The organism is Variovorax sp. YR752, from assembly GCF_943372545.1.
Genome location: NZ_CALRZC010000040.1, coordinates 25,549 through 47,400 on the forward strand (window position 1 = coordinate 25,549; position 21,852 = coordinate 47,400).

General features: G+C 71.7%; 14 protein-coding genes and 1 pseudogene. 3 read left to right on the forward strand and 12 right to left on the reverse strand.

Annotated elements, in window-relative coordinates; all coding sequences use genetic code 11:
- Window positions 1-13: 13 nt before the first annotated feature.
- The 8 genes from AAG801_RS12285 to AAG801_RS12320 all read right to left on the reverse strand — a co-directional run bounded on the left by AAG801_RS12285 (window position 14) and on the right by AAG801_RS12320 (window position 15,186).
- Window positions 14-1,504 carry a cytochrome c gene (locus AAG801_RS12285; RefSeq protein ID WP_341888623.1) on the reverse strand — a complete coding sequence of 497 codons (1,491 nt, stop codon included), beginning with the start codon at window positions 1,502-1,504 and terminating at the stop codon, window positions 14-16.
- Window positions 1,501-2,106, reverse strand: coding sequence for an SCO family protein (locus tag AAG801_RS12290; RefSeq protein ID WP_341888624.1), 606 nt, complete (start codon window positions 2,104-2,106; stop codon window positions 1,501-1,503). Before AAG801_RS12290 ends, AAG801_RS12285 begins: the two co-directional genes overlap by 4 nt.
- A gap of 2 nt (window positions 2,107-2,108) precedes the next feature.
- The gene (locus AAG801_RS12295; protein WP_341888625.1) at window positions 2,109-3,575 is read right to left on the reverse strand and encodes a S8 family serine peptidase; all 1,467 of its coding nucleotides are present in this window, start codon (window positions 3,573-3,575) and stop codon (window positions 2,109-2,111) included.
- Window positions 3,535-4,023, reverse strand: a complete 489-nt coding sequence (locus AAG801_RS12300; protein ID WP_341888626.1) for a hypothetical protein — start codon at window positions 4,021-4,023, stop codon at window positions 3,535-3,537. The genes AAG801_RS12295 and AAG801_RS12300 overlap by 41 nt, the downstream gene beginning before the upstream one ends.
- 121 nt (window positions 4,024-4,144) lie before the next feature.
- Window positions 4,145-6,571 (reverse strand): hypothetical protein, encoded by a 2,427-nt coding sequence (locus AAG801_RS12305; RefSeq protein ID WP_341888627.1) that lies wholly within the window; start codon window positions 6,569-6,571, stop codon window positions 4,145-4,147.
- A 19-nt stretch (window positions 6,572-6,590) separates the two neighbouring features.
- Entirely contained in the window at window positions 6,591-7,988 is a 1,398-nt protein-coding gene (locus tag AAG801_RS12310) for a multicopper oxidase domain-containing protein (RefSeq protein WP_341888628.1), read from the reverse strand.
- A gap of 25 nt (window positions 7,989-8,013) precedes the next feature.
- Complete coding sequence (locus AAG801_RS12315; protein ID WP_341888629.1) at window positions 8,014-9,258, reverse strand: multicopper oxidase domain-containing protein; 1,245 nt, start codon at window positions 9,256-9,258, stop codon at window positions 8,014-8,016.
- Between the two features lie 18 nt (window positions 9,259-9,276).
- Complete coding sequence (locus tag AAG801_RS12320) at window positions 9,277-15,186, reverse strand: hypothetical protein (protein WP_341888630.1); 5,910 nt, start codon at window positions 15,184-15,186, stop codon at window positions 9,277-9,279.
- A gap of 295 nt (window positions 15,187-15,481) precedes the next feature.
- Here AAG801_RS12320 and AAG801_RS12325 point away from each other — a divergent pair, with 295 nt between their 5' ends.
- The 3 genes from AAG801_RS12325 to AAG801_RS12335 all read left to right on the forward strand — a co-directional run bounded on the left by AAG801_RS12325 (window position 15,482) and on the right by AAG801_RS12335 (window position 18,403).
- Window positions 15,482-16,171 (forward strand): response regulator transcription factor, encoded by a 690-nt coding sequence (locus tag AAG801_RS12325; RefSeq protein ID WP_341888631.1) that lies wholly within the window; start codon window positions 15,482-15,484, stop codon window positions 16,169-16,171.
- Entirely contained in the window at window positions 16,155-17,531 is a 1,377-nt protein-coding gene (locus AAG801_RS12330) for an ATP-binding protein (RefSeq protein WP_341888632.1), read from the forward strand. The genes AAG801_RS12325 and AAG801_RS12330 overlap by 17 nt, the downstream gene beginning before the upstream one ends.
- A gap of 245 nt (window positions 17,532-17,776) precedes the next feature.
- Window positions 17,777-18,403 carry a winged helix-turn-helix domain-containing protein gene (locus AAG801_RS12335; protein ID WP_341888633.1) on the forward strand — a complete coding sequence of 209 codons (627 nt, stop codon included), beginning with the start codon at window positions 17,777-17,779 and terminating at the stop codon, window positions 18,401-18,403.
- 21 nt (window positions 18,404-18,424) lie between these two features.
- On the opposite strand, the gene AAG801_RS12340 is transcribed toward AAG801_RS12335, so the two are convergent.
- From AAG801_RS12340 to AAG801_RS12355, 4 genes and pseudogenes are all read right to left on the reverse strand, one after another.
- On the reverse strand, window positions 18,425-18,847 hold the full coding sequence (locus AAG801_RS12340; protein ID WP_341888634.1) for a hypothetical protein: 423 nt from the start codon (window positions 18,845-18,847) through the stop codon (window positions 18,425-18,427).
- A 64-nt stretch (window positions 18,848-18,911) separates the two neighbouring features.
- A complete protein-coding gene (locus tag AAG801_RS12345) occupies window positions 18,912-19,802 on the reverse strand; it encodes a ParA family protein (protein ID WP_341888635.1) in 891 nt (296 codons plus the stop codon).
- Window positions 19,803-19,915: 113 nt separating this feature from the next.
- Window positions 19,916-21,340 carry a DUF5666 domain-containing protein gene (locus tag AAG801_RS12350; protein WP_341888636.1) on the reverse strand — a complete coding sequence of 475 codons (1,425 nt, stop codon included), beginning with the start codon at window positions 21,338-21,340 and terminating at the stop codon, window positions 19,916-19,918.
- Window positions 21,337-21,852 (reverse strand): annotated as a pseudogene (locus tag AAG801_RS12355) (hypothetical protein); the annotation flags it as partial. The pseudogene AAG801_RS12355 and the gene AAG801_RS12350, both read right to left, overlap by 4 nt.

Consider the following 21,852-nt stretch of genomic DNA (forward strand, 5'->3'; position numbering starts at 1 on the left):
CGTTCAGGGCCTGTCAGGGCTGCGGCATCCAGCGCCACTCGGCGCGGCCGTCGTGCAGCTCGGCCAGCCAGCTGCCCTTGGACGCGATGCGCTGGTCCGGGCCGATCGCCAGGCGCGGGTAGGGGCTCCAGGGCACGAGGTTCTCCAGCCCATGCTCGAGCAGCTCGAGCAGGTACTCCGGCGAGAAGCCGAAATCGACATGCGCCAAGCCCTCGCCGAGCACGGTGGCGGCCTGCAGCGTGCTGGCGGCGACGTCGGCCGGCAGCGCCGACAGGCCGTTCCCGCGCAGCCACAGCGTGGCGCGCTGCAGCTGGCGGTCGAGCGCCTCGCCGGTGCGCATCGGCGTGACGATCCAGCCGCGCGCCGTCAGCGGCAGCACGGCGTCGAGCTCGGCGCGGCCGAGCGCGTGCGTGCCGGGCAGCCAGGCCACCGGCAGCGCGAGCGGCGCGTCGCGCAGCCGCGCGGCGTGTGCCGGCGGCGCGAGCAGCGAGACGACCGCCTGCACGTCGTTCGCGCCCTTCGCGTCGTCGGTGCCATCGGCCACCGTGGCCAGCCCTTCGCGTTCGAGTGCGCTGCGCACGCGCCCGGCCAGTGACGGCGCATGGCCCCACAACTGCACGCGCTGCACACCGGCCTGGCGCAGCGCCCGCGCCGCGAGCCTCGCATCGGCATCGATGCCGGCGTGGTAGTGCAGGCTGTAGAAGCCCGGCGTCGGGCCGCCACCTGCCTCCACCAGCGGCAGCAGGCAGGGCAGCCGGTGGCGCGCGCAGAAGTCGTCCACCGGCGCCCATTGCGCTGCGCCGATGCCGGCCACCAGCGCATAGACCGGCGCGCGCGCCTGGTGCGCGTCGAGCTGCGCCGCCCAGGTCGACGGCTCGCCGTGCAGCGCCCAGTGCTCGTGCCGCCAGACGCGGAACTTGCGGTACGTCGCCATCTCGCGCGTGCGCGTGGCCTGCGCCGAGCGCTGCGCCTCCTGGCGCGACTGGCCGTTCTTGCGCTCGACGAAGCGCCGCAGCGTCGCCAGCATCGCGTCGCGACGCGCCGCGTCGGCGTCGGGTGTGCTGACGGTGGCGATGCGCAGCGTGTCGGCGCTCAGCCCCGCCGGCGGTGCCGACGAGAGCGTGCGCAGGTAGGCGCCGAGATCGGCCAGCGCGGTGTCGGGCCAGTCGAAACGCGGCATCGTGGTCGGCAGGATCACGCCGTCGGGCGTGCGGCCCTCGCGCAGCAGGCGGCCGAGCGCAGCCTCGTCGTACGCAGGGCGGATGCGCCAGCGCGAGGCCGCGGGGAAGAAGCGCCCGGTGTCGCGGTCGAAGGGCCGGAACAGCGTCGGGCCGGTGATCGGCGGCACCGCCAGGCCGCCTTCGAAGTTGCCCATGCCGCTCGGCCGGTGGCAGGGTGCGCAGGCGTCGTAGAGGCTGCGGCCACGCTCGGCATCGGCCGCCTTCGCCTGCGGCTGCACCAGCGCGGCGGCGGCCAGCAGCAGCGCGGCGAGTGCGCGCTTCACGCCGCGGCCGGCAACGCCTCGAGCAGCGCGGCCAGCTCGCCCGCGCTCGGGAAGCCTTCCACGCGCAGCCACGGCGCGCGCGCATGGCGGCGCATCAGCAGCACCGGCGGGTGCGAGGCCTTGCTGCCGCGGTAGACGTCGAAGTGCTTCTGCACGCGCAGCAGGTCGTCGAAGCGGCCGGTGTAGAACTGCCAGCCCGGTGCCGTGCGGAAGCCGCCGGCGAAGCGGCGCAGCTGCTCCGGCGTGTCGTTGTCGGGGTCGATGGTGATGCTCGCCAGCTGCAGCGCGCGGCCGCGCGCCAGCCAGTCGCGCTGCAACTGCGCGAGCACCGCGGTCTGCATCGAGCAGGTGGTCGAGCAGGTGGTGAAGACGAAGTTCAGTACCAGCGGCACCTCGTTGGCGAGCTCGCGGTCGAGCGTGCGTGCCTGGCCGGCCATCGTGGTCAGCGCAACCGCCGGCAGCGGCGCAAGCTGCGGGCGCGACAGCTGCATCTGCGCCACCGCGGCGGCCGCTGCGCGCCGTGGCAGCACGGCCCCGGCCGCGGTGCCGAGCAGCAGTGCCAGGCAACGCCGCCGTGGCGACGGAACTGCGGCCGGCGCCATGCTCAGGGTTGGGCCACAGGCGGCAGGCCGAGCGCGCGCAGCAGCGGCGCCGTCTCGCCCGGTGCGGCACGCAGCAGCGCCTCGCGCGCTGCCGGCGCCAGCTCGGGGCGGGCCTGGATCAGCAGGGCCAGTTCGCCGCTGATCAGCGCCGCCGCATACGAGGTGCCGGTGCCTGCGGTGGTCAGCGGCAGGCCGCCGGCCGACAGGTCGGTGGTGCGCAGCAGTTCGCCCGGCGCCATCAGGTCGGGATAGGGCCGCGCATCGCAGGCCGAGACGCCGCGGCTGGAGAACAGCGCCGGCGCGCCCGACGCGTCGAGCGCGCCGACGGCGAGCGCGCCGGGATTGTTCGCCGGGCTGACGCTGGAGTTGTCCATCGGCCCGCCGTTGCCGGCGGCGAACACCACGTGCATGCCGGCCGCACGCAGCCAGCGCAGGTCGCGCGCGAACTCGTCGTCGCAGACGCCCGGCCGGTCGCCCAGACCCCAGGCGTTGAGCACGATCTGCGGTGCGTCGGCGGTGCCGGGCTGGCCGTCGGGATCGAGCAGCCAGGCCATGATGCGGTGCAGCTGCGACAGCCGGCCGACGTTGCGGTCGTTGTAGATGCGCGCGGCGATCCAGCGCGACTGCGGCGCCGCGCCCAGCGTCTGCCCGCCTGCGCCGGTGCCGGCCACCAGCCCCGCGATCTGCGTGCCGTGGCCATGCTTGTCGACCGGCCGGTCGTGCTCGCCGTGCACGTCGAACCAGTCGGCGGCGCCGCCGCGGAAGCTGCCGGCCAACGCAGGGTGGCGCGCATCGATGCCGGTGTCGATCACCGCGACGGTGACGCCCTGGCCGGTCCAGCCGGCCTTCCACGCCGCCGGCACGCCCAGCGACTGCAGCACCGGCGAGGCCGGCAACTGCGCATCGAAAGCGGTGGCCTGAGCGGGATCGATCGTACGCACCTCGCCGCGGCACGACTTGGGCAGCCGCTGGCGCGGCGTCGGCCGGGCCGGCTTGCAGGGGTCGGCCACCAGGCGGCGCGACGGCGCGAGCAGGCCGAGGTCGTAGCGGATGCTGGCGATGTCGCTGCGCTTGGCCAGCTCGCGAATGTCCTTGGCCGGCAGCAGCGCCGCGATCGCGTTGAGCGTGACCAGCGGCGTGACCTCGCCGGCGCGACGCACCTGCAGGTCGAGCAGCAGGGGCGCCTGCAGCGGCGCGTTGAAGGCGCGCAGCGACTCGATCAACCGCCCCCCGCGCTGGCCCTGCGGCAGCGCCGCGACGCGCTGCGCGAGCACGTCGACATCGGGCTGCTGCGCCAGGCGCAGGATCACCGGGTAGGGCTGCGAGCCGACGTCGCGCGCCAGGCGCGCTGCCAGGTCGGGGTCGATCGTCGCGGCCTGCGCCGCCGCTGCGCAGCCGAGCACGGCGCACAGCGCCGCGGCACGCCCGCTACTGGACCAGGAGGCCACGGACTGTCGATTCGCCTGCATGGAGTGTCACCTTCTCGCCGGCGCGCAGCTTGCGGTCCGGGTTGGCAAAAAGCATGAAGTAGACCTTGTCGAGCTGCGCCGGCTGCTTGCTCGTGGCCGACTGGCGCAGCGTGCCGACCTTGGGCACCTGGGGGATGTAGAAGCGGTCGCCGGTGGCCTCGTTGACGAGCACCGGATGGATCTTGCGTTCGAGCAGCGCCTGCGCCTTGCCGATGTCCTTCACGCGGTAGCGAACGTCGATTAGGAAGTCGGCGCCGGACAGCCGCACGCCGACCAGCTCGACGCCGAAGTCCTCCATGCGCTGAGCGGGAGAACTGGCCGCGGGCGTGGCAGCCACTGCCGCAGCGCCCGGCTCTGCGGCCCGGACGGCAGCGGCCTGCGCGGCCAGCAGCACTGCGGCGGCGAGCCAGGCGCGGCGAAGCGAGAGACTTCGAACGAAATCGACCATGCCATGAACTCCTTCGGGCCATGGTGGCATCGCCTCCTGCGCGACGCGACCCCGTGGCCACAGGTTCCGGGGTCGCGCTCGCTTAGCCGCGCTTAAGTTGCGCGCCGGGCCCTTGCATCGATCAAGGCACCGTGCCGCCGGCGAAGTTGTCGATCCGCCCGCCCGGCGGCAGGAAGATGCCGACCCGGCCGCTGCCGGTGGCGCCGGCGATCGTCACGTTGCCCAGCGCGGTGGTGAGGTTGGTCGCCGTGGTCTTCCACACGTAGGCCGTGCCGGCCGCGTCGACCATCGCCGTCAGCGTGTCGCCGCTGGCGAAGCTGGCCGGGAACGACGCCTGCGTCGTGTACGTGCTGCCGTTGGCGGTCGTCTCGACGATCACCTGCGACGGCACAGCGGTGGTATAGCGCACACGGATCGCGCTGCTGTACCGGCCGGCGGTGTAGGTGCCGCCGGCCTTGAGCAGCAGGCCCGCCCCGTTCAGCGTGGTGTTCGCGAAGGTCATCGCGGCCGCCTGCTGGGTGCCGAAGACCGCCGGGCTCCAGTAGGCGTTGGCACCGGCTGCGCACAGGATCGCGGCGAGGCCGGAGTTGGTGCAGAAGGCCTGGTTCGCGTTCACCCGGATGCCGGCGTTGCCGAGCGTCACCAGCTGCTGCCAGCTGCCGCCCAACGTGTTCGCATTGCCGCGGTTGAAGCTGTCGAGCACGGTCAGCAGCGGGCGCGGCACGGCGATGCTGTCGCTGTCGGTCGCCGCGTTGTTGGCGCCGTTCGGGTCGACGAATCCGCTGGGCACCGCCACGCTGGCGGTGTTGACCAGGGTGCCACGCGCCGACGCGGCGAGCACGCCGTTGACGGTGAAGGTGGCGGAGCCGCCGACGCCGAGGTTGACGACCGCATTCAGGTTGCCGGTGCCCGACGCCACGGCGCAGGCGGCCGCGGGTGCGCAGCTCCAGCTCACCGACGAGAGGGTCGCCGGCAGCGTGTCGACCACCGTGGCGCCACTGACCGCCTGTGGGCCCGCGTTGGCGACCACGATGGTGTAGCTGACCGCCGCGCCGGCATCGACGCTCGCGAGGTTGTCGGTCTTGCTGATCGACAGGTCGGCAGAGGCCGGCTGCACGTTGACGATCACTTCGTCGATGGTGGTGAACTCGCCGTCGGCGGCGGTCAGCCGAAGCTTGTACTGGCCGGTCGTCGGGAAGCTCACACCGGTGCTCAGCGCCCCCGGCGCGGCGATGCTCACCGTACCGGGGCCGGAACCGCTCCAGGCCGCGGTGGTGGCGGCCGGCAGCCCGTCGTCCTGCACCGTGCCGGTGACCGTGGTCGTGCTGGTCGGGTAGGTGAGGGTCTGGTCCGCGCCGGCGTTGACCACCGGCGGGCGGTTCAGCGGCCCGGCCCGGTTGGTCATCGCGAAGCGCGCGACCTGCCCGCCGAGCGCGGAGCCGTCGCCGTTGTCGGTGCCGCCGCGGCGGTCGAACATCGCGCCGGCATGGCGTGTCTCGCCCACCGTGGCCGGGCCGGCGGCGACGATCGCCGCGTCGCTGGTCTTGCCGGCGGGCAGCAGCAGCGTGGCCTGTTCGCGCGGTGCGGCGTAGCGGTTGCCGTCCTCGGTGAGCAGCTGCCAGGTGCCGTCGGTCAGCATCAGCGTGCGCGACTGCAGCCCGGCGTTGGCCAGTCGCAGCACGACGCGCGAGCCGTTGGGCGCGCTGATGCCGATGTCCGAGGCGCTCAGGTCGTTGCCGTCGAACACCCGGCCGTTGACCAGGAAGAAGCGCGGCGCGTAGTTCAGCGTGCTGTTGCCGCCGGCTTTCCACTGCGCCTGGTTGCCGTCGCTGCCGAGGGTGCCGGCGATGGTCGCGTGCTGGGCCGGATCGATCTCCGACAGCAGCACTGTCGCATCGACGTCGAAGTTCGCCGCGGCATCGGCCGCCGGGGCCGGGTAGACACGTCGCGCGCCGGTGTCGACCGGCGGCGCATCCTCCCTGAGCAGGGCGAACAGGCCCATCTGCACCTGCACCTGCGGGTGCGTGCCGCTTTGCAGCAGGAAGCTGCCCGGCCGCAGGTTGTCGAAGGTGTAGGTGCGCGTCGCGCCCGGCTCGGTCTCGCCGGTGAACGAGCGCACGCGGCAGGCGAGCCGGTCGGCGGTCGACCCGGCAGCCGGATCGCAGCCCGGCCCGACCAGGTCGACCGCCGAGACCGGCGCGCCGCCGTCAGTGGGCAGCGGCTGGCCGGCGATGACCACCGAGGTCGGCACCGTCAGGCGATTGACCAGCGTGACGGCCAGCGTGGTGTCGCCGGCCGGCAGCGTGATCACCGGCGCCGCGGCGCTTGCGCGCAAGCCGCCGGCCGCCGTGCAGCTCGTGGCATCGGCGACCTCGCGATAGCCCCACATGACCACGCCGGCCGCGCCGGGCAGGTTCACGGCGTAGGGTTCGGCACACAGCGTCACCGCCGCTGCGGCCGCCTGGCCCGAGGCGATGGCCAGCAGCGCCGCCGTCGCCGCCTGCAGCAGCACCGCACGGTGGCCGCCCGTCTTGCTTGCGCTCTTCATGATCGCTCCCTGCTGCCGCTCAAGGCTGACCGGCGTCGATCGTCACGCCGTGGGGCTCGATCACCATCATGGTCATCATGCCGCCGGGGAAGATGCCGCCGTTGACCACTTCGCGCTCGTTGTGCGAGTGGAACATGTGGAAGTACGCACCCGAGGTGTTGGCCGCCCCCGCGCCGACCGGGCGGACGCCGAAGTCGCCGAGGTAGGGGCTGCCGCTGTAGAACTCGCCGTAGGCCAGCTCGAACTCCGACGGCAGCTTCACCGGGATCGGCTTGCCGATGTCGCTGGCGAGCTGATGGCGCTGCTGCGCCGTGTGGCTGCAGTAGTCGGGCGCCGCGGTGTTGAGCTGCGCCGGGTTGCACAGCTTGCCGTAGACGTCCCAGCCGAGCCCGGCGCCGGTCCAGCTCCAGATCGCGTCAAGCGTCTGGCCCGGCACGACCTTGATCGTGTAGTCGGAGAAGGCGAGGTTGGGCCCCGCGCCAGGCGCGCTGCCGAGCATGCGGCCGTCACGCGCGATCGCCCACGAGTTGTTGCCGTGGTGGTGCATCGGGTGCAGGTCGGTGCCCGCGCCGATCATGCGCAGCAGCATCTTCTCGCCCGGGTGCAGCCGCGGCAGCGTGTTGTAGGGCTGGTGCGGCAGCTCGGCGGCGAAGTTCTTCGCGAACACGTCGGGCGAGGTGCGGCCGTTGAGCGTCCAGTACTTCGGGAAGCGCTTGGACATGTCGGCGCTGAACAGGCCTTCGGAGGTCGGCGTGTAGCCCGCACCGGCCTTGAACGCGTTCACCTGCTCGGCCACGATCTGGTGAATGTCGGAGTCGATGTCGCCGACCACGAACAGCGTCTCGCGGTCGTAGGCCGTGCCGGCGTGGTCATAGGCCCACTTCGAGCCGGCCAGGTTGCTGCTCGGGTAGACGATCAGCGCGCCGACCAGGCCCATCTCGACCTGCAGCGCCGGCTGCGTGCCGCTCTGGTACAGGTAGGTGCCGGGCCGCGTCGCCGTGAAGCTGTAGCTGACCGTCTGGCCGGGCGCCGCTTCCTGCGCCAGCACGCCGGCAACGCCGCCGCTGGCCGCCACGCCGCTCTGGCCGGGGAACAGCATCGAGCTGCGCGTCGGCAGGTTGTTGGTGAAGTTGATCGTCACCGTCTCGCCCTGGTTGACGATCAGCGTCGGCCCGCTGATCTGCATCAGGCCGGTGCCGCCGGAGCCGACCGCTGCGCCGTAGCCCCACGAGTACACCTGCACGCCGTCGGCCATGCTGATGTGGCCCTCGGCGGCGAACAGGTCGAAGCTGCGCGTGGCGCCGCTCGCCGTGCCGCCGACGCCGACGATCGCCGCGCCGGCGTGGGCACCGGCCAGTGCCATCGCAGCGGCCAGCAGCCAGCGCCGGGCGCGTTGAAGGATGTGGTTCGGGCTCATGGTGGGGTCCTCCCGGTGGCTGGTCTCACTGCAGCACGAAGGTGGTCATCAGACCGCCGCGGTCCTCGCCAGCACCGTTGCTCAGCAGGTTCAGGTTGGTCGTGTAGAGGTAGTAGGTACCGGGCGGCTTGCCGCGCGTGTCGATCAGCAGGTCGATGCCGTCGCCGCCACCCAGCGTCACCGAGGCGGTGTCGTGCGCCCAGCTCTGGCCGCCGGGGCCGCGCGCGATCGCCGCGCCGCGGCCGACGATGCGCATCGGCAGGCCGAGCGCGGTGAAGGTGTAGTAGGCGTCGACGCTGAGGTTGGACAGGCGCAGCAGCACGCGCTCGCCGGCCGTCGCGCGCAGCACCGCGTGCAGCTGCTGCGACAGCGCCGGCGCGTCCGGCGCCTGCGGCATGTCGGCGGGGTTCTCCAGCGTGGTCATCGGGTAGCCGCGCCCGTTGATCTGCGTGAAGTCGCCCTTCAGCTCGAGGAAGGGCAGCGGCTGCACCAGCTCGTGAAGCTCGTGGAAGTTCGAGTCGACCGCGCCCATCTGCAACGTGAAGGCACGGTCGTAGCCGGTCGAGCCGTCGCCGTCGTTGTAGGCGAACTGGGTGAAGGTCTTCGCCGCAGCGGCGTCGGTCATCGCGCTGCCGTCCTGCCGCGGCAGCACGTTGAGCATGCCCAGCATGCCCATCTCCATGTGCTCGGTGGCCTCGACGTGGCAGTGCCACATGAAGGTGCCGGGATCGTTGACCTTGTAGTAGTAGGTGAAGGTCGAGCCCATCTGCACGGTGGCCGAGCCCTGCGGCACGCCGTCGAAGATCGCCGAGGCCTGCGGGTAGCCGTGCCAGTGCACCGAGTGCTGGTCGAACAGGTCGGGCCGGTGGATCATGCCGACGTTGGTCAGCGACAGCCAGACCTCGTCGCCCTCGCGGAAGGTGAGGGTCGGCGCCGGGAACTTGGCGTTGGCGATGCCGTTGATCATCACCTCCTCGTCCTTGCCCTCGGCCGGCGCAAAGCCGAAGCCGTACGACTGGCGTCCGTCGCCGAGCACCTGCCAGCCGTCGCCGGCGACCACGTGCACGCACACCTGGCGGTGCTGCGGGTCGCCGGCCGTGCCGGCGCCGACCTGCCGCGAGTGCAGCGTCAGGCCGGTGGCCGCGTCCGTGTCGTGCGTGATGCCCGCCGCCTCGATGTCGAACGGGCACTGCGGGTAGACACCGGCCACTGCGGCCGGCACCACCAGCATGCTGGCCAGCGCCGCGAAGAGCTTGCTGAACGGGTTCATGGTGTTCTCCCTGCCTGCTTATTGCGCGAGCGCGCCGCGGACGAAGTTGCCGCTGTCACGCAGCACGCCGTTGCGGTCGCTGGCCAGCTTCGGCCACAGCAGCGTCACGCCGCTCTGGCCGAGCGAGAAGTGGCCGCCCGGCGCCGCGACGGCAGCGGTCGTCGGGTTGTAGGTGCCGAAGTCGACCCAGCTGCCGCCGGCGAGGCCGCCGCGCGTCAGCGGGCCGAAGCGCACGTCGATGAAGTTGCCGCCCTCGTCGAACGCCGCCGCGGTGGTGGCCACGGTCGGCTCCTGCACCTCGAGCACCGGGGCGCCCTTGGGGATCGACTGCTCGAGCGCGACCATCAACTGCCTGAGCGCGCCGTTGCTGCCCAGCGCGTAGGCGCTGCCGAAGTCGATGCCGGGCACCGCCACGTCGCCCTGCGTGTTGTTCGCACCTGCCGCCGTGCCGTCGCCCGCGTTCAGCGCGGAGAACACCGAGTGGCTGCTGTTCAGCGTCGGGTCGGGCGTGGCCGCCGGGGCGAACAGCACCGCCACGTCGTTGCCGGCCCGCGTGGCCAGCGCCGGGCCCTGCAGCCCGAAGCAGGGGCTGCCGTTGGCGGTGTTGTAGGAGCAGGTCGTCTGGTCGATGGCGTAGTCGATCTTCCAGTTGAAGCTGCGGTTGCCCAGCACCACGCTGTTGACGATGCGTGCCTCGGAGAACCAGCGCGCCTTGCCGGCCAGCCCCTCGCCCACCGCGCCGAAGGTCGCCAGCCGCGCCAGCAGCCCGGCCGAGTGGCCGTAGGCGGCGATGCCGGCGCCGTTCTGCACCACCGACTCGGCGATCACCAGGCAGCCCGGGTCGCCCAGGCCCTGCGCACAGTTCGAGGCCTGCGTCGGGCTGGTGCTGCCCTGGAAGGCGCGCGCCGCGGTGGCGTAGCTGTCGTTCAGCGCGACGGTGTTGTTGACGATGTTGACGTTGGCGGCGTCCTGCAGCGAGATGCCGCCGCCGGCCACGCCCGCGCCGTTGTTGACGATCACGTTGTTGAGGATGTCGACGCGGTTCCAGCTCAGCGGCACCGGCACCAGCACGTCGTTGCTGCCGTTGACGCCGACCAGCGCGATGCCGCCGCCGTCGCCCGCACCGGCCAGGTTGCCCTGGAAGGTGTTGTTGATGACGGTCACGCTGCCGGTGCCCAGCGCGATGCCGGTGTTGGCCGGGTCGACGATGCCGATCACGGCCAGGCCGCCGCCCTGCACCGACTTGGCCTGCGAGAACGCCTGGTTGAAGCGGAACTGGTTGTCCGACACCGTGCTGGCGTAGCTCACCAGTCCGGCGAGTTCGCTGCGGTTGTCCTGGTCGATCAGCGTGGCCGTGCCGGCCAGCGTGATGAACGCGTAGTTGCCGCTCTGGCCGTAGTGCGCCATGCCGCCGCCGTCGCCGGTCGAGAAGTTGCCGGCGATGTAGTTCTGCGCCACGCGGTAGCCGCGCGAACCCGTGTACATCGAGATGCCGCCGCCGCCGCCAGCGGTGTCGCCCGCCAGGTTGCCGTTCTTCAGGATCTCGTTGTGGTGGATGTTGACCAGCAGGTTGTTCGAGTCCACCGGCAGGTCGGCCTGGTCGAGGTCGGCATGGCCGATGCGGATGCCGCCGTTGTAGAGGCCCTGGTTGCCGACGATGCGGTTGTTGGAGATCTGCAGCTGGACGGCGTTGCCGTTGGCGACGATGCCGCCGCCGGTGTCGGCACCGGTCACGGTGAAGCCGTCGATCTGCAAGGCGAGCACCGGCGAGTCGGCGTTGTTCGGGTTGCCCGGTGTCGGGTCGGCGTAGAAGGGCCCGTTGGCCATGCGTCGCGCGTTGCCGGCCAGCGGCCGCTGCAGCACGAAGAAGCCCGAGGCCTCTTCGGAGGCGAACAGCAGCGGCGCGTTGTCCACCGTGTCGCCGCTCAGGCAGGCGTCCATCGTCGCCGGCACGGCCTGGCCGGGCAGCAGCGCGGCGGACATGCCCTGCGAAAGCACCAGGTCGCAGGCCTTGCGGCGCCACGCCGCCTGGCGCACGTAGTCGGCACCCATCGCCGCATTGACGATGGTCGCCGGCGCGCCGTAGCCCTGCACGCGCACGCGCTTCCAGACGATCGGCGCCTCCTCGTAGAGGCCCGGGCCGACGGTGATCAGGTCACCGTCCTGCGCGGCGTCGATCGCCGCCTGGATGGACGCGAAGTCGTAGCCGCCGCCCTGGCCGACGGTGATCGGCCGGACGCGACCCGCCGGCATGTTGGCGGTGCCGGCGTGCAGCGTCGCGCCGCGCACGCTCTTGCGGCCATTGCCGCGCTGCACCTCGACCGTGCCGCTCACGCCGGCCGGCACGGCCACCGTCAGCACGTCGTAGCTCCAGCCCACGTTGGCGGCCGGAATCTCGCTGCCGCCGATGAAGACGCGGCCCGAGTCGGTGCAGGCGCCGGCGCTGTCGCGGGCGCAGAAGCCGTAGTCGCGCAGGATCGTCTTCGGCGCGGCATTGGTGCCCGGTGTGCCGAGGTCGTTCTGGTCGTAGGCCGGGTTGTTCACCCGCGTCTGGCCCATGCCGATGATGCGGATCGTGCCGCCGCCGGCCGGCACCCACGGGCCGACGTCGCTGCCGGCCACCTGGCCGGTGACCATCTTGACGCCCGGCGTGCCGTCGGGCTGCTCGACGTCGAGCGCGTACTGCGACGGGCCGGCGAAGGCCGCGATCGGCAGCACCGGCGTATCGAGGTAGGTCGTCTTGCCGGGCAGGTACTGGAAGGTGTAGCAGTACTGCGTGTACTGCGGGTTGTAGTGCGGGTCGATCACCTGCGCGCCGGTCGCCGGGTCCTTCATGGTCGGCGAGTTCAGGCACACGTTGACCATGTTCGGCGCCACGCCCGAGGGCATCGGCACGTTGAACGCGAAGGTCGACGGCACGAGCGCGTTGTAGGTGCCGTAGCGGTCGGAGTAGACGCGGTTGATCTCGTTGCCCGCGTAGTCGCGGATCGAGACCGGCATGAACGGCGGCGCGTACTTCTCGCCGAAGCTCGGCGAGTACGGGTCGAACTCGTTGGCCAGGTCGTCGAGGATCATGCCGACGATGTGGCCGGCCACCGGCGTGCGCGTGAACATGTGGAAGTCGGCGAACGGGTTCAACCCCGGCGCGACGACGACCAGCTTCTTGTTGCAGTACGGGCGGCGCGCCAGCACGGTGGTGCCGTCGGCCGCATAGCTGTCGCGGAAGCGCGCCGGGATCTCGACGCCCTCGAACAGGGTCAGTGCCCCGGGGACCAGGTTCTGCACCCCTCCGGTGACGAAGGGCAGGCCGTTCTCGTCCAGCGCCTCGTCGCGCGAGCCCAGGCACTCGGCCGGGTTGGCCAGCGTGCCGGGGACGAGCAGGTCGCCGAAGTCGACGTTCTTGTCCTCTTCCTTCTGGTGCTCGTAGCCGTAGGGCGCCACGCCCTCGACCATGTAGCGCCCCGGCGGCAGTGGCACCGGGTCGACGCTGTTGGCGCGCGCCGGATCGGCGTTGCAGCTGCCGTCCGCGGCCAGGCCGGCCGGGCAGTAGTCGACGAAGCCGAAGCCACCGTCGAACACGCCGTCGCGCACCTGGTTCCAGATGCGCATGCCGTCGTAGCAGCGGCTCTGGTTGGTTCCGGTGGCAAAGCTGTTGCCGGCGCGGTCGACGTAGGGCAGCGGGTCGACGCAGTTCTGCGGCATCGCGTTGTCGAAGCTGTCGGTGCCGGCGATCTGCACCGCATGGGCCAGCGTGGCAGCGCTGGGCTCGACGATGCTGCCGTCCGGCGCCACCACCTTGTTCTGGTTGTTCAGCCGGTACAGGCGGATCTCGACGTTCGGGATGCCCGGCTCGTTGTTCTCGGGCGTGGCGAACTTCGGATCGAACTCGGCACGCGTCGAGGCGTAGTGCACGACGCCGGTGATGCCGCCGTGGTCGTTCGGATCGCTCGGGTTGTATTCGCTCTTGCCCCAGTGCACGACGTTGGTCTGGCCGAGGAAGCCCTGGAAGTTCTGCAGCAGGTTGGCCGAGCTCGGCGCCACCGGGGAGCCGTCGGGGTTCCTGCCGCCGAAGATGCGCCACGGCTGGCCGGCGTTCTCGGGCTGGGCTTGCGGCGTCAGGAGCGAGTCGGGCCACAGCGGCTCGACGCCACCGTCCGCGCGCAGGCCGCGCAGCGTGCCGCCGGCGTTGGCCACCGGGCCGCCGTCGTCGGAGATGATCGTCGCGCCGGTGGCCTTGAAGCGCGCGAAGTCTGTCTCGGCGACCATCCAGTTGAAGAACGGGAAGACCTCGGCGAACTCGTAGTAGCCCTCGTCGTCGGTGACCGTCGAGTTGTAGATCGAGCCGTCGCGGAAACGGATGTTGACGACCGACTGCGGGATGCCGGGCTTGGCGCTGCCGGCGGCATCGATCGGGAAGCCGGTGCCGTCACGGTCGTAGAAGACCTTGCCCTGCAGGTTGGTGAACCAGTTGAATACCGGCACGTCGTGCAGGTCGAGGTTGGAGCCGTCGGCCGGCATGACGAACTCGAAGTTCGCGATGACGTTGTCCAGCGGCTCGTCCCACACGGCGAGCTGGTAGCGCTGGCCGGCCTTCAGCCCGCTGATCGCGAAGCGCCCCTCCTCGCCGGCCACGTCGCTGCAGGAGTTCGCGTACAGCGTGCGCCCCAGGCCCACGCCGGCGGCGATCTCGTTGAGGCCGACCCAGCAGGCCGACATCGGCTTGCCTGAGTGGAAGCGCACGCCCGGCGGGCGCGACATGTGCGTGCTGACCACCTTGCCGCTGACCGACGCCGCGCCGCTCAGGCCGCTGGCCGAGGTGTCCTTGAAGCGGCGCACGAAGCCGTGCCAGACGTGATGCCCCGGCGGCCCGAATTCCTTGAAGAAGGCCGGTTCGCCGGACTTCACCCAGGCGTCCACGCCCCAGGTGCCCTCGATCGTCGTGGTCTGGTGCCACTTCGACTGATCCTGGCCGTGGATGGCCGGGGCGATCTCGAAGCCGTTGTCCCACACGACCTGGTCGGTGCGGGTGCGCTGCGCCGCCGTCGGCACCCAGATCGGCACGTTGGTGGGGTTGCCGTTCGCGTCGGCGAAGTTGCAGCGCTGCACGCTGGGCATCTGCGGCGGCGCGACCGAGAAGACGGTGTACTTCGCCGGCGACAGGTTCTTGATGCGCACCACGCCGTTGCGGTCGGTCCACAACTGGTTGGCGCCGAGCCTGGCTACCATCAGCGAGCCGTCGGCGTTGTAGCGCGGCGAGCCGTCGGGGTTGAGTGCGTACTCCGTGCCCAGCGGGTTGCCGAAGGTGTCGGTGGCCACGCGGCCGCCCGAGGCACCGTAGGCGCCGCCGGCCTCGAACATCTGCACCTCCCAGCCGCACAGCGGCGCCTCCTGCACCCCCGGCGCATCGGCCGAGCCGTTGATCGGCGCGTTGTCCTCGAACACGAACACGGAGATCTGCGCCGTCTTGAACGGCAGTGGATTGACCGGCACGACCACGTCCGGGTAGGCGCCCGCCGCATCCGCGCGGATCGGCAGGCCGTTCATCGTGTAGCCGGTGGCGGTGGTGCCGAAGCTGGCGTTGTCCGGCATCACCGACACGTAGTAGCGCTTGCCGGGCTCGCTCGGGTTGAAGCTCACCACGCCGCCGGCGCTGCTGTGGCCGACCTGCACGACCCGCGTGTGGCTGCGGTGGAAGCCGAGCGAGAGCGTCGGGTCGCCGCTGAGGCCCGTCACGTCGGGCACGACGTCGTAGGTGGCGTCTTCCTCGATGGTGTAGCGGTAGGCGTTGACGTCGACACCGTCGGTGCCGCGCACGCGTATCTCCATCGCCTGCGCCGAGGCGAGGCCAAGGCACGACAGGCCGAGCAGCACGCGGACGATGCTGACCGCGGCATGGTTCCAGAGCGCGCGAGTGGACGGTGATTCCATGGTTCCCCCTACTGACCATGAACCGTGGCCCGCAGCGGGTCCGGTTCCATTGCCTTCGGGGTCACTCTATGGACGTGCCCGATTGCTGCGTCGGGTGGCGCTCCTGCTCTTCGCGGTAGGGAGCCCCCCCATCACCCCCGGATCGCGGGGGACGCTGCGCGGCGTGTGCGGATCTGCCTTAGCGCGGCTTAATCGCCGCCCCCGTCGCAGCGGATTTCCGCGACTCCGGGGTCGCCGCAGGCAGGCGCATTGATGACAATCGCCGCAAACAGTTCGAAGCGAGCGACCGACTCCGATGCGCATCCTGATGGTCGAAGACGACACCCTGTTCGGCGGTGCGCTGCACAAGGCACTGCTGCGCGCCGGCTACGCGGTGGACTGGATCCAGTCCGGCCGCGAGTTCGTCGCCGCCATGCGTTCGGCCGAGTACGGCTGCGTGCTGCTCGACCTGAACCTGCCCGATCTCAACGGCGAGGAGTGCCTGCGCACGCTGCGCGAACGCAACCCGGGGCTGTCGGCGATTGTCATCACGGCGCGCGGCGGGCTGATCGACCGCGTGCGCCTGCTCGAGCTCGGCGCCGACGACTACCTGACCAAGCCGGTCGACCTGGACGAGGTCACCGCGCGCGTGCGTGCCGTGACCCGGCGCGCGCAGCTGGCCCAGTCCGGCGGCGCCAGCGTGCTCACGCACGGTGCGCTGAAGCTGCAGCCGGCGCGCCGCACCGCCACCTGGAAGGGCAAGGTGGTGCCGCTGACCAACCGCGAGTTCTGGCTGCTCGAGACGCTGGTGCGCAAGAAGGGCCAGATCCTGTCGCGCGAACGGCTCGAGGAGGCGCTGTACGGCTGGGGCGACGAGGTCGACAGCAATGCGGTGGAGGTCTACATCCACCACCTGCGGCGCAAGTTCGACCCGGCGCTGATCAAGACGGTGCGCGGGCTCGGCTATCACCTGGGTGCGGAGGTCGGCGATGAAGTCGAAGGTTAGGGATTGGTCGCTGCGCACCCGCTTGCTGCTGATCGCCGCGACGGCCAGCCTGGCGACGCTGCTGGCCGGCGGTGCGGCCATGTACTGGGCAGCCGGCCACGAAGACCAGCGCCTGCTCGACTCGCGCCTGGAGGACCTGGCGCGCACCGTGCTGTCGTTCTCCGAGCACGAGATCACCGAGATCCTCGGCGACGGCCGCACCGAGCTGATGCACGCCGAGACGGCAGCCACGCTGGGCTCGCGCTACCGCTACCAGATCTGGACGCGCCACGGCAACATGCTGCTGCACAGCTACAAGGCCTCGCCCCACGAGCCGATGATGCCGCTGCGGCAGACCGGATTCGTCACGGTGCCGATCGACGGCGATGACTTCCGCGTCTACGCGATGGAGGGCAACGGCGGCGAGATGGTGATCCAGGTCGCCGAGCGCCTCGCCGAACGCGATTCGGCGATCGGCATCGTCGGCTTCTACTTCTTCTCTTTCCTGCTGCTGCCCTTCGCGCTGGTGTTCACTGTCACGTGGTGGCTGATGAGCCGTTCGCTGCGTGCCATCGACGCCTCGGCGGCACAGCTCAGCGAGCGCAGCCCGATCGACCTGACGCCGCTGGTGGCCGAGAACCCGCCGGTCGAGCTCAAGCCGATGATCAGCTCGATCAACGCGCTGTTCGAGCGCATCAACAAGACGCTGTCGCTCGAGCGCGGATTCACCTCGGTGGCGGCGCACGAGTTGCGCACGCCGCTGGCGGGCCTGCGCGCGCAGGCGCAGATCGCGGCCACCGCGCATTCGCCGGAGGAACTGGCCGAGGCGCTCGCATCGGTCATGAAGGGCGTCGACCGTGCGGCGCACCTGCTCGATCAGCTGCTCGACCTGGCGCGCATGGAGAGCGTCGCGCACCAGGCCGACGGGCTCAGCCAGTCGGTCGACGTGGCCGTCGTCTACGAGAGTGTGCTGCGCGACCTGGGCACGCTGGCCGAGCGTCGCGGGCTCAGGCTCGAGTCGGCGTTCGTCGAGCGCCGCATCGTCGCGATGGAGCTGGGCATGCTGCTGCTGGTGCGCAACCTGCTGGGCAATGCGATCCGCTACACGCCGGCAGGTGGGCAGGTCAGCATCAGCACGCGCCGCGAGGGCGACTCGGTGATGCTGATCGTGGACGACTCCGGCCCCGGCATTCCGGCGGAGTCGCGCAGCCGCGTCTTCGAGCGCTTCGATCGCCTCGGCGCCCAGGGCAGCGAGGGCGTCGGTCTGGGCATGTCGATCGTGCAGTCGGTCGTCGTCGCCCACCACGCGATGATCCGCCTGCTCGAATCCCCGCTGGGTGGGTTGCGCGTGCTCGTGCAGTTCCCGCCTCGCCGCGCCTGACTGGCACCGCGCCCGTCTTCATGTTTCTTTAAGGCTCGCGCTCCAGACTGCGCGGCAGGCGCCCTCGCCAGGCCACGGGCAGTCCGGGGCCGGCGACGGCATGTGTGGTGATCGGCCGGCCTGCCATGGACAACGACTGGATAGCTGCGGCGCGTCTGCATTTGACGCACGAGACGATGCCGGGCGTCGGCCGCAGCATGCGGCTGGCAACGCCCTGGCCCGGCCGGAGCGTGCCGGAGGCTCCCTTGCGTTTCCTTGTGCTGAGCCCCGATGACACGCTCGCGGCGAACCTGACCGCGGTGCTGCGCGCGGCCGGCCACGAAGCCGTTCGGCTGCGCAGCCTGCCCGATGTGCACGAGCCCCTGCCGCGTGCCGATGCCGTGCTCGCACAGCTGACGGGGCCGGCGCTCGACGGCGCCGACCTGTCGGCATCGTTGCGACGCATCGTGGCCGTGCTGCCGGTGCTCGTGGTCGGCGAGCCGCCGGCGGGGGCCCCTGGCGCGGAGCACGTCGACGCCAGCGCCGATGCCGGACTGCTCGCCGAACGCCTCATCGCGCTGGGCCAGCGCCCCGCCGCACCGCCGCGGGGCCGCTGGCTGGGCGGCGAACTCGACATCGACCTCGTGCGCGAGGTCGCGATGCTCGATGGCGTTCGCGTGGACCTGACGCCGATCGAGTGGCGCATCACCGCCACCCTGGCCGCGCACGAGGCGCACGCCGTGCCGCGCGCCGCGCTCGCCCGCCTCATCGGCGGCGATGCCGGCGAGGCCAGCGACAACGCCGTCGCCGTGCACCTGTACAACCTGCGCCGCAAACTCGGCCGGCACGCGATCGAGACGATCCGCGGCCGCGGCTTCCGCCTGCGCCGCTGAGGAGCGCGGGCCGGCGCGGGGCTATCGCGCGCTGTAGCCCCGCCCGTCCATGCAGGCCAGCGTCGCGCGGTGGAAGACGCCGGCGTCGGCCATCGCCGAGGGCTGCGTGGTCGCCCAGCGATTGCACTCCTGCCGGTCGGCTTCGAGTTGCGCGGCGCCCTGCCCCTGGCGCGGATAGAAGATCGGGTCGGGCGGCGCCTTGGGCGGCGGCATCGGCGGCGCCGGCGGCTCGGCGTAGACCACCGGCGGCGCGACGATGACCGGCGCCGGATAGCCCACCCAGGGCCCGCCGTAGTAGCCACCGTGGGGCCCCAGGTACAACGGCACGCCGATGCCGATGCTCAGGCCGCCGTGCCAGCGGCCATGGCGGCCATGCGCCTGGGCAGCCTCGCTGGCCAGCAACGCGGCGAGAACGATCAGGGGCAGGACGGTCGGGCGTGGCATGGCGGCTCTCCTCGGGGCCGCGGCAGCGCGCCCCCGGATGCATTCTGGACCGCCTGGCAACGATCTAGAAGTCGCGCTGCAGGCGTCTTCGTATCGGCCAGTGTCCGAGCCAGCCCGCCAGCCGGGCGAGCACGCCCGCGCGGCGTGGCGCCGCCTGCAGCACGTCCAGCGGCACCTGCGCAGTAGACGGCGAGAACACCGGCACCTGGGCGGGCCGGGCGGGGGCCTTCGGCGGCACGGGAGCCGCGTCGCGCCGCGCCGGCACGGCGGCGGTATCGGCGCGCGCCGCGCCTTCGGTCGCGCGCCGTGCGGGCTCGAACACCGGCTTCAGCCAGTCGAGGATCGGTTGCCACTGCGCCAGGTCGGCCTGCGCGCGCGAGGGCGGCAGGTCGAATACCGTCAGGCCCTGCTCGGCGCAGCGCACGTAGGCCTGCGTCTCACGCAGCACCCCGATCACCGGCAGGCCAAGCTCGGCCGCCCAGGCCCGCAGCGATTCCTCGCCGCGGGTGCGGGCATCGAGCCGCATGCCGATGGCAGCCACCTTGCACCTGCCGCTGGCCACGCGCGGCAACAGCTTCAGCTCCGCATAGCAGTCGGCGGCGGACTCGCGGTCGAACATCGAGTGGCTGACCGGCAGCAGGATCGCATCGGCGGTCATCACCACCTTGGCCAGATCGAGCCCGCGCAGGCCGCCCGGCGTGTCGAGCACGACGTGGGTCACGCCGGCCGGCGGCCGCATGACGTTGCGCGGGTCGGCTGACCAGCCGACGATGGCGCGGCCACGCACGGCGGGGTTTGCCTCGCGGCGTTTCAGCCACGACTGCGCGGACCCCTGGAAGTCGACGTCGCCCAGCATGGCTGCGCGCCCGGTGGTGGAACACCAGGCGGCGAGGTGTGTGGCCAGCGTCGACTTGCCGCTGCCACCCTTGCGATTGACGACTGCGACGACAGGCATGGGCGGAATTTCCGCCGCATTAGACCACCCCGCGCGCTCACCGCGAGCGGGTGAGAACACGGGGTTATCGCCCGCATTTCACGCCAGCACCCACCGCCCGACGGCCGGCGGGATCAGTCGTCGTCGCTCTCGACCTCGACCTGCTGCGCCACCAGCACGCCATCGACCAGCTTGCCTTCGACCTCGACACGCTGGCCGGCGAGCGTGGCCGGCGTGACGTGCTTGAAGTAGGTGGTCTCGGTCCAGCGCACCGCGATGGGCGCACCGGACCGCGGGGTCAGCGTGAAGCGCGAGGCCGCAGCGTCGACGCTGCCGGCCGTGCCCTTGCGCTCGACGGTGGCGCCGTCCGGCTCGTCTTCGCAGTGCACCGACTTCGCGATCACGCCGGTGGCGCCGAGCGCCCCCTCGACCGCGACGAACTGCCCCTCGGCGAGCACGCCGTTCGGGCAGGACTCGATCTCGGCGGTGCTCGCATCGACCGCCACGCCACGCACGCTGAAGCGCAGCGTCGCCAGGTCGAGCCCGGCGACGTTGCCCTTCAGCTCGGCTTCGGCCTCGCTTCGGCCGTCGCGGATGCGCACCGACTCCGCCCGCACCGAACCGTCGCGCTGCATGGTGCCGCGCGCCTGCACGTACAGGCCGTCGGCCAGCGACGCTCCGTCCGGACGAATATCGGCGCCGACGGCGTTGACAGTCGTGCCGCCGAGGTCGAAGCGCGCCGACGCCGCGTCGAACAGGCCGATCACGCCGCTGATCCGCACCTCGTCGCCGGCGCTGCCCGCGGAGCGGATGCGCAGCTGCGCGGCATCGACCTGCGCAGGCGCACCCGGCGGTCCGACCAGCGAGGCCAGCGGCGCCAGCACCGACACGACCTGCCCTTCGGCGAGCGTGGCGCCGGCCGGCAGCACGGTGGCCGAGGCGGTGAGGATGCGCAGGCTGCCGAGCTGGAAGCCGGTGGCGTCGATCGCGCTGGCCAGGCCGGTCAGCTTCAGGTAGGCGGGCAATGCAGCGCGGCGCTCGACGCGGGTGGCCTGGATCGCCACGCCGCCGGCGCTGCGCACGATGAAGCCGTGCACCTCGACGGTGTCGGCTGCGCGCACCGAGGCCGCACCGGTGTAGCCGCCGGCGAACTGCGTCACCGGGCCGCGCGTCGCGTCGCCGTTGATCGTCACGGCCTGGCCGAGCAGCACGAAGCCGGCCGGCGCGTCGACACGATCGACCGCACCGAGCAGCGCCGCATCGACGCGCAGGCGCGTCAGCGCGCCGGTGGCGTCGGCCTCGAGCTCGACGCGCTCGCCAAGCAGCACTTCGGTGCGGGTCTGGTCGCCCGGAGCGTCTTCCTCGAAGGTGGCCACCTGGCTGTCGTCGAAACGGTCGCCGTCGACGATCACGCTGCCGAAGCCGTTGACCGTGCCCTGGGCCACGTCGGGGCTGATGCCGGTGCCCCCCGAGCCGACGCCGCCGCCGCAGCCGGCCGCGAACAGGGCCAGCGCGGCGGCCGCCACGACCAGCCAGCGAGCGAGAGTGGCGCGCTTCATGACTTCTTCCTCTTCGCGGCGGGCCGGCTGGCGCGCGGCGTCGTGGTGCCTGCGGCCGCGGCGCCGATCGTGCCGGCCTGCGGTTCGCCATAGAAATACACGCCGAAGCGCATGCGCTGCTGCTCGCCCTCGGGAGTCCGCTCGTCGGCGGCCACACGCTTGCCTGCTTCCTTCACCATGGTCTCGAACGCCTCCTGCCAGGCCTCTCGCGCCAGTTCATGCAACTGCTCGACCGAGGCGGCAGACAGACCATCGGCGAAGACACTTTGTTCGAGGTAACGAGGCGCATCGGTGGTCAGGTTGTGGACGGCGGCGGCCATGTGGTCGCCGGCATTGGCGGCGAACAGTGCCGTCAGTTCGTCCAGTCTCCGGCTGGGCAGGAAGGACGTGCTGACCGGGATCAAGAGATCGCCCTCCAGCGTCACCAGCCCGAGGCGCAGCAGTTCATCCATCACGGTGCGGGGGTGCACGTCGACCGACACCTCGCGCGCCAGCGACTCGAAGGTGATCCC